The 14,187-nt window shown below is 58.1% G+C and carries 14 protein-coding genes and 1 tRNA gene; 12 read left to right on the top strand and 3 right to left on the bottom strand.

Translation table 11 applies throughout. The features are described from left to right. Positions 1 to 5: 5 nt before the first annotated feature. The gene (locus R3D65_RS18625) at positions 6 to 836 is read right to left on the bottom strand and encodes a pyruvate, water dikinase regulatory protein (RefSeq protein WP_371276800.1); all 831 of its coding nucleotides are present in this window, start codon (positions 834 to 836) and stop codon (positions 6 to 8) included. Positions 837 to 1,251: 415 nt separating this feature from the next. Here R3D65_RS18625 and hemE point away from each other — a divergent pair, with 415 nt between their 5' ends. The 8 genes from hemE to R3D65_RS18585 all read left to right on the top strand — a co-directional run bounded on the left by hemE (position 1,252) and on the right by R3D65_RS18585 (position 10,036). Continuing rightward, on the top strand, positions 1,252 to 2,286 hold the full coding sequence (gene hemE, locus R3D65_RS18620) for a uroporphyrinogen decarboxylase (protein ID WP_371276799.1): 1,035 nt from the start codon (positions 1,252 to 1,254) through the stop codon (positions 2,284 to 2,286). A 17-nt stretch (positions 2,287 to 2,303) separates the two neighbouring features. Then, complete coding sequence (gene hemJ / locus R3D65_RS18615) at positions 2,304 to 2,831, top strand: protoporphyrinogen oxidase HemJ (protein WP_371276855.1); 528 nt, start codon at positions 2,304 to 2,306, stop codon at positions 2,829 to 2,831. 140 nt (positions 2,832 to 2,971) lie between these two features. Then, positions 2,972 to 4,237, top strand: a complete 1,266-nt coding sequence (rho, locus tag R3D65_RS18610) for a transcription termination factor Rho (protein ID WP_371276798.1) — start codon at positions 2,972 to 2,974, stop codon at positions 4,235 to 4,237. A 64-nt stretch (positions 4,238 to 4,301) separates the two neighbouring features. Then, the gene (mnmE, locus tag R3D65_RS18605) at positions 4,302 to 5,627 is read left to right on the top strand and encodes a tRNA uridine-5-carboxymethylaminomethyl(34) synthesis GTPase MnmE (RefSeq protein WP_371276796.1); all 1,326 of its coding nucleotides are present in this window, start codon (positions 4,302 to 4,304) and stop codon (positions 5,625 to 5,627) included. Positions 5,628 to 5,785: 158 nt separating this feature from the next. Further along, entirely contained in the window at positions 5,786 to 7,654 is a 1,869-nt protein-coding gene (mnmG, locus tag R3D65_RS18600; RefSeq protein WP_371276854.1) for a tRNA uridine-5-carboxymethylaminomethyl(34) synthesis enzyme MnmG, read from the top strand. Then, complete coding sequence (gene rsmG, locus R3D65_RS18595; RefSeq protein ID WP_371276794.1) at positions 7,654 to 8,286, top strand: 16S rRNA (guanine(527)-N(7))-methyltransferase RsmG; 633 nt, start codon at positions 7,654 to 7,656, stop codon at positions 8,284 to 8,286. The genes mnmG and rsmG overlap by 1 nt, the downstream gene beginning before the upstream one ends. Positions 8,287 to 8,333: 47 nt before the next feature. After that, positions 8,334 to 9,122 (top strand): ParA family protein, encoded by a 789-nt coding sequence (locus R3D65_RS18590; protein WP_371276792.1) that lies wholly within the window; start codon positions 8,334 to 8,336, stop codon positions 9,120 to 9,122. A gap of 35 nt (positions 9,123 to 9,157) precedes the next feature. After that, on the top strand, positions 9,158 to 10,036 hold the full coding sequence (locus R3D65_RS18585) for a ParB/RepB/Spo0J family partition protein (protein ID WP_371276791.1): 879 nt from the start codon (positions 9,158 to 9,160) through the stop codon (positions 10,034 to 10,036). A gap of 98 nt (positions 10,037 to 10,134) precedes the next feature. Here R3D65_RS18585 and holA read toward each other — a convergent pair whose 3' ends face one another. Together holA and R3D65_RS18575 are read right to left on the bottom strand one after the other, a co-directional pair. Beyond that, positions 10,135 to 11,181 carry a DNA polymerase III subunit delta gene (gene holA, locus R3D65_RS18580; RefSeq protein ID WP_371276789.1) on the bottom strand — a complete coding sequence of 349 codons (1,047 nt, stop codon included), beginning with the start codon at positions 11,179 to 11,181 and terminating at the stop codon, positions 10,135 to 10,137. Between the two features lie 142 nt (positions 11,182 to 11,323). Next, positions 11,324 to 11,398: transfer RNA gene (locus R3D65_RS18575), tRNA-Gly, on the bottom strand. 211 nt (positions 11,399 to 11,609) lie between these two features. Here R3D65_RS18575 and R3D65_RS18570 point away from each other — a divergent pair. From R3D65_RS18570 to R3D65_RS18555, 4 genes are all read left to right on the top strand, one after another. Beyond that, on the top strand, positions 11,610 to 12,119 hold the full coding sequence (locus tag R3D65_RS18570; protein ID WP_371276852.1) for a prolyl-tRNA synthetase associated domain-containing protein: 510 nt from the start codon (positions 11,610 to 11,612) through the stop codon (positions 12,117 to 12,119). Between the two features lie 45 nt (positions 12,120 to 12,164). Then, positions 12,165 to 13,124, top strand: a complete 960-nt coding sequence (gene trxA, locus R3D65_RS18565; protein WP_371276787.1) for a thioredoxin — start codon at positions 12,165 to 12,167, stop codon at positions 13,122 to 13,124. Positions 13,125 to 13,208: 84 nt separating this feature from the next. Then, a complete protein-coding gene (locus R3D65_RS18560; RefSeq protein ID WP_371276785.1) occupies positions 13,209 to 13,877 on the top strand; it encodes an LON peptidase substrate-binding domain-containing protein in 669 nt (222 codons plus the stop codon). 9 nt (positions 13,878 to 13,886) lie between these two features. Further along, complete coding sequence (locus tag R3D65_RS18555; protein WP_371276783.1) at positions 13,887 to 14,084, top strand: Trm112 family protein; 198 nt, start codon at positions 13,887 to 13,889, stop codon at positions 14,082 to 14,084. The last annotated feature ends 103 nt before the right edge of the window (positions 14,085 to 14,187 follow it).

Genomic DNA, 14,187 nt, shown 5'->3' with positions numbered 1-14,187 from the left:
AGGTTTCAGCCTGTTTGCCGGGCCTTGTTGTACAATGCAAGGATGGCTGCGGCGGTTTCCTCGATGGAACGCCGCGTGACATCGATCATCGGCCAGCCGTGCCGGGACAGCAGCTGGCGGGCATGGGTCAGTTCGGCGGCAATGGTCGCGCGGTCGGCATAGTCGGACTGGTTATAAGCCATGGAGGAGCCGAGCACCCGGTTTTCGCGCACCTGCGATATGCGTTCCGCCGATGCCACAAGTCCGACGATCAGCGGTCTGGTGGCATGAACAAGCGTTTCCGGCAGCGGGACATTGTGGATGATCGGAATGTTGGCGGTCTTGATACCCCGGTTCGCGAGGTAGATGGATGTCGGCGTCTTGGATGTCCGCGAAATGCCAAGCAGCACGACGTCCGCCTCATCGAGGTCATGGGTCAGTTGGCCATCGTCATGTTCCATCGTGAAATTCAAGGCATCGATGCGCCTGAAGTATTCCGCGTCAAGCACATGCTGGGCACCGACGCGGCGGGCCGAAGGTGCGCCAAGATAGGACTGGAACACCGAAAGGACCGGCTCCAGCACCGAGACACAGGGCAAGCCCATCGCGGCGCAACCCTTGTCGATCAGGGCCGCCAGTTCATGGTCGACCACCGTGTAGAGCACGATTCCCGGTTCGGCATCGATTTCCTCCAGCACACGTTCGATCTGCCGCGATGTCCGGATCAGCGGATAGATATGCTCGATGGCGCGGGCATTCTTGTATTGCGCCGAGGCCGCCCTGCCGGCCGCCAGCAGCGTCTCCCCGGTGGCGTCGGAAATCAGGTGAAGATGAAAATAGCTTTGCGGTTTGTTCACCGGTTATCCGCCTGCCTGTCAGTTGCTGTGGACAAATGTGCCGGAGCGACAGACTGCCCTTTCGCGCTGGTGAAAACCAGCCGCTTTTTCCACAGGCATCGTGACTGTGGGCAGAGCAGGAACGGTCTGGACAAGGCTGTGGCAGATTGTTGCATGTTCATGGCAGATCACATTCCACGTTTTCCGACAGATATAGGGATGATCTTGAATTTGTGCCGGTTTTCGTGTTCATCCCCGGACTTGTCCACATCCGGACAGGCTTTTCCCGGCATGTATCAGGGTTCTATGCCTGTCGGTCGGGATGTGGATGATGATGAATTCACGATTCTGACAGAGTCATAGAATCAAAAGACTCCTTTAAAGAATCTCTTTAATGGGATTCCCTGATCTGGGAATTCGGCAATGGATGGGACGAATGACGCGAAACGTGCTTGAAGTGCTCAAGGGAGCCAGACGCTTTCCCCCTCCGATCTGGATGATGCGTCAGGCCGGCCGGTATCTTCCGGAATATCGCGAGACGCGGAAGCAGGCCGGGAGCTTTCTCGACCTGTGCTACAATCCCGATCTTGCCGTCGAAGTGACCCTGCAGCCGATACGCCGCTTCGGATTTGATGCGTCGATCCTCTTTTCAGACATCCTTGTCGTACCGCATGCGCTGGGCCGTGATCTTCGTTTCGAGGAAGGCCGCGGACCGCTGATGACGCCGATCGAGCCCGCCGAGGTGGCAGGCCTGGATGACAAGGGCTTTCACGAACATCTCGCGCCGGTCTATGAAACCGTGTCCAGGCTGCGCAAGGCGTTGCCGGACGAAACCACCCTGCTGGGTTTCTGTGGCGCACCGTGGACCGTGGCGACCTACATGATCGCAGGGCATGGTACGCCGGATCAGGCGCCTGGACGGCTTTTTGCCTTCCGCGACGAAAAGGCGATGAAGGCCCTCCTGGCTCTGCTGGCCGATGTTTCCGCCGATTATCTCATCCGGCAGATCGAATGCGGTGCCGATGCCGTTCAGATTTTCGACTCCTGGTCCGGTGTGCTGGACGAAGCGGCATTCGATGCGCTGTGCGTCGAGCCGGTTGCGCGCATGGTATCGCGGGTCAGGGCGCGTTTCCCGGAGGTTCCGGTGATCGGTTTCCCGAAGGGCGCAGGCACGCTCTATGACAGCTACAGGGCGCGTACAGGCGTGACGGCGCTGGGACTCGACTGGACCGTTCCCCTGAACCAGGCGAAGCGATTGCAGGCGCATGGCGCCGTTCAGGGCAATCTCGACCCGATGCGGCTGGTTGCCGGGGGCCGCGCCCTGGACGAAGGGGTCGACCGCATTCTCGCGGCGCTGGGCAATGGTCCTCTCGTGTTCAATCTGGGCCACGGCATTACGCCGCAGACACCCATCGCGCATGTGGAGCGCATGGTTGCCCGGGTTCGTGAAGCCGGCTGGCAATCCTCGTGACAGAGACACGCGACCAGATGCAGGCCAGCGGCCGCAAGGCCGGCAAGCGCGCCTTCGTGGCCATTGCCATCTTTCTTGGCCTGACAGGGCTGATCTTCCTGCTCGATCCGGAGGGGTTCTACCTCTGGGCCAAGGCGATCCATGTGATGGCGATCATCGCCTGGATGGCGGCAATGTTCTATCTGCCACGCCTGTTCATCTATCATTGCGAGGCAGAGCCTGGATCGGTCCAGTCCGAGACATTCAAGATCATGGAGCGGCGCCTGTTGCGCGTCATCATGAACCCGGCCATGACGATCTCCTGGGTGTTCGGCCTTTGGCTGATGTGGGAAGGCGGGTTTTATCCGGACGGCTGGTTCCACGTCAAATTCGCCGCGGTTCTGGCAATGTCGGCTGCCCATGGCGACCTGGCCAAGGGTGTGCGGCTGTTTTCCGAAGACCGGAATGTGCGCTCGCAACGCCAATGGCGCATGATCAACGAGATCCCGACTGTCCTTATGATGATCATCGTGGTCATGGTGATCGTGAAGCCGGCGCTATGGTAGGCATTGGCCTTGCAAAGGGCGTGTTTCCGGTTTATTGAGGGGATCCTTCCTTTCGACCGGTCGGTGGCAGCATGCTGCCCTTTCCCATGTCACGCATGATTGATCCCGGTCATCCTCCCCTCTTTTGTTACGAGCTCACCATGCAGGAAATGAAACTCCAGGAGTTGAAAAGCAAGAACCCGACGGATCTGATCGCCTTCGCCGAGTCGCTGGAGGTGGAGAATGCCAGCGTTCTTCGCAAGCAGGAATTGATGTTTGCAATTCTCAAGAAGCTTGCTGCGCAGGATGTCGAGATCATCGGTGAGGGCGTTGTCGAAGTCCTTCAGGACGGCTTCGGCTTCCTGAGATCGGCCAATGCGAATTACCTGCCCGGTCCCGACGACATCTACATCTCGCCGTCGCAGATCAGGCGTTTTTCCCTGAAGACCGGCGATACGGTCGAGGGACCGATCCGCAGCCCCAAGGAGGGCGAACGCTATTTCGCGCTTCTGAAGGTCAACACGATCAATTTTGAGGATCCCGAAAAGATCCGGCACAAGATTCACTTCGACAACCTCACGCCGCTCTATCCCAACGAACGGCTGCGCATGGAAATCGATGTGCCGACCGGAAAAGATCTTTCAGCCCGGGTGATCGACCTGGTTTCGCCGCTTGGCAAGGGGCAGCGCGGCCTGATCGTCGCGCCGCCGCGCACCGGCAAGACGGTTCTGTTGCAGAACATCGCCCATTCGATCACGGCCAATCATCCGGAATGCTACCTGATCGTCCTCTTGATCGATGAACGGCCGGAGGAAGTGACCGACATGCAGCGCTCGGTCAAGGGTGAGGTGGTTTCCTCGACATTCGACGAGCCGGCGGTTCGCCACGTCCAGGTCGCCGAGATGGTAATCGAGAAGGCCAAGCGGCTCGTGGAGCACGGGCGCGATGTGGTCATCCTGCTCGATTCGATCACGCGACTTGGCCGGGCCTACAACACGGTTGTGCCGTCTTCCGGCAAGGTCCTGACCGGCGGTGTCGATGCCAATGCCTTGCAACGGCCGAAGCGTTTCTTTGGCGCGGCGCGCAATATCGAGGAAGGCGGTTCCCTGACCATCATCGCGACGGCGTTGATCGATACCGGCAGCCGCATGGATGAAGTGATCTTCGAGGAATTCAAGGGTACCGGCAACTCGGAAATCGTGCTCGACCGCAAGGTGGCGGACAAGCGGATTTTCCCTGCCATGGACATTCTCAAGTCGGGGACCCGAAAGGAAGACCTGCTGGTCCAAAGGCAGGATCTTCAGAAGATTTTCGTACTTCGGCGAATCCTGGCCCCGATGGGTACAACCGATGCTATCGAGTTCCTCATCGACAAGTTGAAACAGACCAAGACGAATTCGGACTTCTTCGATTCCATGAACACATGAACATGAATGGATGCAGAACCCTTGCGCTTTTGCATCCGTTCGTGCCGGCCATTCGTACAGGACCATGTCTTCGGGCGATACGATCTTTGCATTGAGCAGCGGCGCGCTGCCTTCGGGTGTCGCTGTCATGCGTATTTCGGGCCCGAATGTGGAGGCGCTCGCGTCGATCTGCCGCGGCGGATTGCCAGTCGACAGGCAACCGGTTCTTCGTGTCCTGGAAGATAGCCGGCACGGAATCATTGACCGTGCCCTTGTCCTTCGGATGTGGGCACCGCATTCATTTACCGGAGAGGATACGGTCGAACTTCATCTCCACGGTGGCCGCGCTGTTGTCTCGGCCTGTCTGGACGCCCTTGGCACAATTGCCGGGTTTCGTCATGCCGAACCAGGTGAATTCAGCCGACGCGCCTTTCTTAATGGAAAGGTCGACCTCTATGAAGCCGAAGCACTGGCTGATCTCATAACGGCGGACACTGAAGCGCAACGTCGAATGGCAATCGAAAACAGTGCAGGCGCAAATTCGCGAATCTGGTCCGACTGGATGGAAGATTTGACGGAAGCGAGAGCGCTGCTCGAAGCGGAGTTTGATTTTTCTGACGAAGAAGATGTGCCCGATTCAATGATCTCCGATATCGTCGCTCGGCTGAATACCATCATATCCAGAATGCGCATGGAACTTGACCGTGTTCATAGTTCGGAGATCATTTCCGAGGGTTTTCGTGTGGTCCTTGCCGGGGCTCCGAATGTCGGAAAATCCAGCTTGTTGAACAGTCTGGCCAAGCGGGATGTGGCAATTGTCTCAGATGAAACTGGAACGACAAGGGATTTGGTCGAAGTGTCACTAGACCTCGACGGATTCAAACTCGTGGTTACAGATACAGCAGGGTTTCGTAGCGATGCAGGCAGGGTCGAACGCCTTGGCATCGAGCGAGCGAATGCCGCGATTGATCGCGCAGACCTGGTCTTGTGGATTTCGAGCCCTGAACAGGAATGCAATGTTTCGCTTGGTGAGTTTCCGGGCAAAGACGTCTGGCTCGTCCGGAACAAGGCGGATCTCGAAGCCAAATCCGTAGGTCATGGATACAGGCATCAAATTTCGGTCGCCACCGGTGCCGGCCTCGACAGTTTGCTTGCCGACCTCGCAAGCACGGTGCGTCTCACAACCCAAAAGGGCACAGGCACACCCTTGCTGTTCAGAAGCCGGCAGCAAGACCTTTGTATTCAAGCAGTATCTTCGCTCGAAAATGCTTTGCAAATGCTCGGTGTTGCGCCTGAATTGGCTGCGGAGGATTTGCGTGTAGCGATGCGCTCTATCGGGCGAATCACTGGATCAGTTGACGTCGAGGATTTGTTGGACGTCATATTTTCTCGGTTCTGTATCGGAAAATGATTCACGTGAAACAGCTATTGTCCTGGCATACCCGTTTCACGTGAAACAAATGGAGTCCGGACATCGATGACTTGGCATCGTTGACAATTGACCGCCAATCCCGCATCCGTTTCGGTCTAACGATTGTTCGCGGTATCAATGCGACGGAAGACTTGGTAATGGCCGAATTTTATGATGTTATTGTCATCGGTGGTGGGCACGCAGGCTGTGAGGCCGCCGCCGCATCAGCGCGATTGGGTGCGCGAACCGCGCTCGTTACCATGCGCCGATCCGAAATCGGTACAATGTCCTGCAATCCGGCGATTGGCGGTCTGGGTAAAGGCCACCTCGTGAGGGAGGTCGATGCGCTTGACGGACTCATGGGCGTAGCCGCTGATGCAGCCGGTATCCAGTTCCGACTCCTGAACCGAAAAAAGGGCGCTGCGGTTCGCGGACCCAGAACGCAAGCAGACCGAAAACTTTACCGGAACGCGGTTCAGAACCTGTTGCGGGATCAGCGCGGCCTGGACATCGTAGAAGGAGAAGTGACTGAACTTGTCATTGAGGGCGAATCCGTGCGTGGTGTGCGCCTCTCTGATGAATCGCATCTATCCAGCCGTTCTGTTGTCATCACGACGGGAACTTTCCTGGGTGGTCTCATTCATATCGGTGAACGCCATTTCCCTGCTGGCCGGATGGGCGAGTCACCTTCGCTCAAACTTGCCGAGAACCTGAAGGATCTGGGACTTACTCTTGGCCGGCTTAAAACCGGCACTCCCCCGCGCCTTGACGGACGTACAATCAACTGGTCGGCAATGGCGATGCAGCAGGCCGATCCCGAGCCTGTGCCGTTTTCCTTGCTGACCGACAGAATTCAGAACCCACAAATTGCATGCGGTATCGCCCGTACGACTGAAGAGACACATGATATCATTCGCGCGAATATCGGCCGCTCGGCGATGTATTCCGGCCGGATCGAAAGCAAGGGACCGCGATATTGCCCTTCGATTGAAGACAAGATTGTGCGTTTTGGAGACCGCGATGGCCATCAGATTTTCCTGGAACCCGAAGGGCTTGACGACCATACGGTTTATCCCAACGGTGTATCTACTTCGCTGCCCGAAGACGTTCAGCACGCATTCATCAGGTCGATACCCGGATTGGAGAATGCGACAATCCTGCAGCCTGGATACGCAATCGAATATGACTATGTCGATCCGCGGTCGCTAGAACATACATTGGCGGTCAAGGGCGTCGATGGACTGTACCTTGCGGGTCAGATCAATGGAACAACCGGCTACGAGGAAGCGGCAGCTCAAGGGATTGTCGCGGGTATCAACGCGGCAAGACATGCTGCCGAAGAAGAAGCGTTCAAACTCAGCCGGAACCAAAGCTATATCGGCGTGATGATCGACGATCTTGTGACCCGCGGCATTTCCGAACCATACCGCATGTTCACGTCCCGCGCGGAGTACAGGCTCTCGCTTCGTGCGGACAATGCCGATGTTCGCCTGACGCCAGTGGCCGTGGAAATCGGATTGGCTGGCGTTGCCAGGAAAAAACGTTTTTCATCGCTTGAAGCTGATTATCGGCGTGGTTCGGATTTGCTCACTATGATTACATTGACCCCAGATCAGGCTGGGGCGTTCGGAATTCATTTGAGGAAAGACGGCCGGCGGCGCAATGGCTTGGATATACTCTCATTGAACGACATTGATATGGCAATCCTGGAAGCGATAGAGCCGAGACTTGGAACGCTTTCGGATAACGTGAAAATGCTGCTTGAAACCGATGCGAAATATTCTGTCTATCTGGATCGGCAGAAGGCTGATATCGACATCGCCTTGCGAGAAGAAGCGCTCGTTATCCCGAAAGATTTCGATTATTCTCAGCTTTCCGGGCTGTCGAACGAGTTGAAGGGTAAACTGGATTCAGCGCAACCCTCATCGATTGGGGCAGCAAGCCGCATTGAAGGTATGACTCCTGCAGCGGTGGCGTTGTTGATTGCACATGTTCGCAATCGACACTTTTTCTTGAAGGCCGGATGATGCGAGAGGACGACTATTCCGCACTTTGTTCGCTAGGTTTGCGGGTTTCACGTGAAACATATGAGTTGTTGAAGGCTTATCAAACGCAGTTTGAGATCTGGAACCGGAAGATCAATCTCGCCGCGCCATCGACAATTGGTTCTTTCTGGGAACGCCATGTTCTCGATTCTGCTCAAATTTTCTTTCTTGCGAACAACAGCAACGGGAGCTGGGTTGATCTAGGGTCCGGTGGCGGACTCCCTGGGATGGTGATTGCGATACTCGCCAAAGGGTCTTCGGGCGAGGTAGCGTTGGTCGAAAGTAACACACGCAAGACCGGGTTTCTTCACTCGGTCAATGCAGCATTTGGGGGGCCTGCGCGGATCGTATCCCAGCGTATTGAAGATGCTGTGATTCACGTGAAACAACCGGATTTCATCACCGCGCGTGCGCTTGCCCCTCTGGACGATCTCTTGTCCATGGCTTTTCCGTTGTTTGGCGAAGGGACGCGTGCATTTTTCCCAAAAGGTCGTGGATACCGACGGGAAGTCGAAGAAAGCAGGCGAAACTGGACGTTCAATCTGATAGAACATCCGAGCGTCATCGATGATGAGAGTGTCATTCTTGAAATATCGCAGCCAGAACGGCGCTGAGAACCTGTATATGTCGAGCCGAAGTCCTGGCATCACGGATGTGGACCATGAGCAAGAGAACCCGGATCATAACTCTCGCCAACCAAAAGGGTGGGGTCGGAAAGACAACGACTGCCATCAATCTTGGCACCGCACTTGCCGCAATCGGAGAGCGCGTGTTGATTATTGACCTTGACCCGCAGGGCAATGCCAGCACCGGGTTGGGCGTGGAGCGGTCGGAGCGCGTCGTTTCCGCATATGATGTCCTCGTCGGTGATCGGAAGTTGACGGAATCCACGATCCGTACTGCTGTGCCTGATCTCGACATCGTGCCGTCCACAATGGATCTTCTTGGTGTCGAGATGGAAATCTCCGGGTCCGCCGATCGTGTCGTTCGATTGCGAAACGCTATCCGGAATCAGGACCATGGTTACGGTTACATTCTGATCGACTGCCCGCCGTCGTTGAACCTGTTGACGTTGAATGCCATGGCGGCGGCGGATTCGGTTCTCGTTCCGTTGCAATGCGAATTTTTTGCTCTCGAGGGTTTGAGCCAGCTGCTCCAGACCGTCGAACAGGTCCGCACCAGCATCAATCCGGGGCTTGAGATCCAGGGTATCGTCCTGACCATGTATGACGGGCGTAACAATCTCGCCAACCAGGTGGTGGATGATGTGCGGGCGCATATGGGGGAAAAGGTCTACAACACAGTGATCCCCCGCAATGTCCGTATCTCGGAGGCGCCATCGCATGGAAAACCGGCCATTTTGTATGATCTGAAATGCACGGGAAGCCAGGCCTATCTCCAGCTGGCTTCGGAAGTGATACGGCGCGAGCGACGGCTCCAGGCTGCCTGATAATCCGAACTTCACTGCGTCGAAAGTGTAATTCAATGAATGACGATCCTTCAAAAAGACGACTTGGGCGCGGATTGGCCGCACTGATCGGTGAAATGGACAAGCCGGCCGCAGAAGCAGCCGCGCCGCAAGCCACAGCCGACGGAAAGGCGCCGATCGAATTGATCGGTCGAAATCCGCGCAATCCACGCCGACACTTCTCGGAAGACGATCTCAAGGACCTGGCGCAGTCGATCCGCGAACATGGCGTGGTTCAGCCCGTTGTGGTGCGCCCTGCGGCTGGCGGAAACGGACATTATGAAATCATAGCCGGCGAAAGGCGGTGGCGGGCAGCGCAACTGGCCGGACTTGCGGAAGTCCCTGTCCTTGTCAGAGATGTCGATGACAGGGTGGCGCTGGAACTCGCCATCGTCGAGAACGTGCAGCGCTCTGACCTCAACCCGGTTGAAGAGGCGATGGGGTATCAGCAACTCATAGACGAGCACAGCTATACGCAAGCCGATCTGGCGCAGGTGATCGGAAAGAGCCGAAGCCACGTTGCCAACACGCTTCGGCTGCTGAAACTCCCGGAAGACGTTCGTACGATGCTCGTCAGTGGCGATCTTTCGGCTGGACACGCGCGTACGCTGATCACAGCGGAAGACCCGACCGGCCTTGCCCGGCGAATCGTACGTGAGGGCTTGTCGGTCCGGCAAGCCGAAGCGCTGCAGCAGGGAGCGGAAAAAGGCGGAGCGACGCGTTCAGAGCGGGAAAAACCGCAGAAGGACGCGGATACGCTTGCCTTGGAGCGCCTGGTCGGTGATGCCCTTGGCATGAAGGTGACAATCACGCATGAGGTCAATGGCGGGCAATTGAAGATTGCCTATAAAAACCTTGAGCAGTTGGATGAGGTTTGTCGCCGATTGCAGCGTTGATACCGGACGCGGTGGCGAGCGCGCCGGTCGGCGCTTGACCGAATAAATCTCTGTTTACGCGTGATCGTTAGCCAGCTAATTTCTACGAAACGGTTGTCTTACCGCCGCCGTTGCCGCGCGCTCTCGACAGCCAGGGCAAGCAGCGCCTGGCGTGCGATTTCGGTTTCGAGCGCGGGGTTGCGGCGAATTTCCAGAACCGTTTCTTGCAGGCGTTCGAGGGCGCGAACCAGGGATTGCGCGGTCCAGGCTGAAAGTGCGGCTTCGATTGCCGGGCGCCGCGCGAAGAACACGGGCGGTCTGGCGCTGGCCACGGCGGCCTGGATCGTTTTTCCGCCTTCATCGACCGCCAGGCGCAATTCCTGTAGTTGAGCAAGCCGCCTAAGGGCTGCCGAGAGGATTAGGAATGGCGGATCCCCGGCTGCGCCAAGACGGCGAATGGCAGTGTCCAGCATATCGAGGCGGCCAGTGGTTGCCGCATCCACGGCATCGTCGGCGGAGGTCCCGGCGACATCGCCGATGGATGCCGTGACATCCTCGACCGTGATTTGCGATTTGCCCATGGCATAAAGCGCGAGTTTGGCGATTTCGCCGCGGCTGGCCAGACGATCGCCGCCCAGGCCTGCCTTCAGGATTTCCCGCGCCTCGAGCGTTATCGTCAGACCCGCGGCAGACAATTCCTCATTGATCAACTGGTCCAGCTTGCGAACATCGTCAGCATAGCATGGAAGCGCCATGGCTGCCCTCGATGTTTCCACGACACCCCGCAGGCCCGTGGCGCCTTTTTTCAGGTCTCCCGCTTCGATAAGCACCACGGCGTCGCGTGGCGGCTCCTCGCACAATACCTTGACCGCCGTCAGCAGGCCTTTCTGCGAACCGCCACCGGTAATCCAAAGCAAGCGCGCCCCGCCAAACATGGATACCATGCGCGCTTCATCGATCAGACGGCCGGGTTCATTGCCGATTTCGTCGCCATCCATGCGGATCGTCGAAAATGGATCGTCAAGCGGAATACCGGTGGCTGCGGCGAATTTGCGTGCCCGTTCGGAGACGAGCCCGCGGTCAGTCCCATAGATCAGGACAACCCGGGCTGACGGATCAGGCCTCGAAAGCCACGCGTCGGCTTCATGCGCTTTCTTCTGGGCCATTGTCCTCTGTCCGTTTTCCCTTCTGCCCGGCACCGATATTCCGGCAATTGCCCTTGCCTTGATAATGCACAGAAAAACATGGATTTGGCGTGGCGGCGAGCCAGAAAACAAAAGGCCCGGCTTGCGCCGGGCCGTTTGTAAATGGAGCGGGCGATGGGATTCGAACCCACGACCCCAACCTTGGCAAGGTTGTGCTCTACCCCTGAGCTACACCCGCTCGTCCGCGAAACAACGTCCGCGAGCGGCTATATCGCCGAAGCCGCGCCGGAATGCAATAGGGAAATTCGGGAAATTCATCCGCTGCCAGAAAATTCTTTTTCCATGGCCCGCAAAGGCTTGTCAGCATGGGAACGGGATCGTCAGCAGCCTTGTTTCGCCAGCCCCGTTCAGGCAAAACCGCAATGAAAAGCAGCCAAGGGGGTCCCGAAATGGCAATCGGCAAGGCCGAACTCTTCGCATTCCTCGCGCAGATGGATATTGCAGTCAAAACAGTGGAGCATGAACCCCTGTTCACTGTCGCGCAATCGCAGGCCTTGCGGGGACAAATCCCCGGAGGGCATACCAAGAACCTGTTCCTCAAGGACAAGAAGGACAACTACTTTCTCCTGACCGTTGACGAGGAGGCCGAAATCGATCTCAAACAGATCCACAAGGCGATCGGTGCCGCGAGCCGGGTTTCCTTCGGCAAGGCCGAGGCGATGGAATCGCTCCTCGGGGTGACGCCGGGCGCGGTCACTGCTTTCGGCGTGATCAATGACAAGGCGGGCGCGGTGCGGTTCTTCATCGATGAATCGCTGTTGAGCCATGAGGTCATCAATTGCCATCCGCTGGTCAACACGGCGACCACGTCCATTGCCCCGGCTGATCTCATTCGCTTCATCGAAGCGACGGGACACAGGCCCAACACCTTGAATCTCGCTGCACAAATCGCAAACTAAGCGGCAACAACGCCGGAAGACCGGCCATCCGCGGGAGCATCCTTCATGACCAACGGCAATAATCCATATCAGACAGGCCCGTCGGGCTACGATACGACGGTTTCCTTTGGCGGCGCCGCGCCGGCCGCCGGGAGCGCGGACGACCTCATCAAGGACACGACGACTGCCGGTTTCGTCGCCGATGTCATCGAGGAATCGCGCAAGCAGCCGGTCCTTGTCGACTTCTGGGCGCCCTGGTGCGGGCCCTGCCGCCAGCTTGGTCCGGCGATCGAGAAGGTCGTCAAGGAGGCGCGCGGAAAGGTCAAGCTCGTGAAGATGAACATAGACGAGCATCCCCAGGTTGCCGGACAGCTCGGCGTCCAGTCGATCCCGGCCGTGTTCGCTTTTGTCAATGGCCAGCCGGTCGACGGATTCATGGGCGCCTTGCCTGAAACGCAGATCAGGCAGTTCATCGAGAAGCTCGCCGGGCCGGGTGATGACGGCGTCGGTGAGGCATTGGAAGCCGCCCGCAAGGCACGCGAAGAGGGCGATAACCAGGCCGCGCTTCAGATTTACGGCGCCATCCTGCAGCAGGATCCCGAAAACGCGGATGTGCTTGGTCACGCGGCAACCGTTCTCTACGACATGGGCGACAAGGAACAGTCCAGGCAGATTCTCGACCGCGTGCCCGATGGAAAGCAGGAGGCCGAACCGGTCAAGGCACTCAAGGCCCGCATGGCGCTCGATGCGGAACTGGGCTCGCTGGGCGACCCGATGGAACTCGCGCGCCGCCTGGCTGACAATCCCGACGATCACGCAGCGAGGATGGACCTGGCCAAGATCGAGAATGCACGCGGCGACCGTCAGAAGGCCGCCGATCATCTGCTTGCCATCATCAAGGCCGACAGGGGCTGGAACGAGGATGCCGCGCGCAACCAGTTGCTCACTTTCTTCGAGGCCTGGGGCATGAGCGATCCGGCAACGCTTTCGGCGCGGCGCAGGCTTTCATCCCTGCTTTTCTCGTGAAACGGCGCGTCTCCATCTGCAAGGCTTGAGTTTCGGCACCGGCGGCCCATCTTTCGGGAAAGCGCAGAAAGAAGAGGTGTTCGCATGCAGGTTGGCAATGCCCGTTACCGGGATGAAAGCGACCTAGCGGCCGTGATTCCGGTTTTCCCCTTGTCCGGCGCCCTGCTGTTGCCCGGCGGGCGGATGCCGCTGAACATTTTCGAGCCCCGTTATCTGCAAATGGTGGATGACGCGCTGGCGGGCAATCGCCATATCGGGATGATCCAGCCGGCTCTCGATGGCGCGCGGCGCGACGATGGCGAGCCGGCGCTTTGCCGGATGGGCTGCATGGGGCGAATAACCTCCTTCGCGGAAACCGGTGACGGCCGCTACATCATTTCGCTGGATGGCGTGACGCGGTTTCGCGTCATCGAGGAGTTGAGTGTGCGCACGCCCTATCGCCAGGCCAGGGTTTCGCATTTCGTGGCCGATCTCAAACAGGACGAGCAGGAAAGTTCGATCGACCGGGATGCGCTGCTGGGTGCATTCCGGGCCTATCTCGATGCCAATGACATGGAAGCCGATTGGGAAAGCGTGATGCGGGCGGGCAATGTGACGCTCGTCAATGCCTTGTCGATGATGGCGCCGTACGAGTCGGCGGAGAAACAGGCCTTGCTGGAGGCTGCGGACCTGAAGTCACGGGCCGACACGCTCGTGGCGATCACCGAGATGGCGCTGCGCGATCAGGACGAATCGCCCGTCAACCTGCAATAGGGGCACGACATGGCGGCCGAGACGGAACGTCGCATGCAGATCGATCCGCGCATGCTGGAACTGCTGGTCTGTCCGTTGACCAAGTCCGTTCTCGTTTATGACCGGGAGCGCAACGAACTGGTTTCGAAATCGGCCCGGCTTGCCTATCCCGTTCATGGCGGGATCCCTATTCTGCTGCCCTCGGAAGCGCGCCAGATCGAGGAGTGATGGCCGCTTCGGCGACTGGCCTTCCTGTTTGCGATCCCGCTGGTGACGTAAACCCGTTGCCAATCCTGAGTCAGTCAGGTAACTTGGGAAAAGCGGAGCGGGC

The organism is Zhengella sp. (genome assembly GCF_041397485.1).
Lineage (GTDB): Bacteria > Pseudomonadota > Alphaproteobacteria > Rhizobiales > Rhizobiaceae > Zhengella.
The sequence above is the reverse complement of the archived record's forward strand: the minus strand, read 5'-3'. Positions and strand labels throughout refer to the sequence as shown.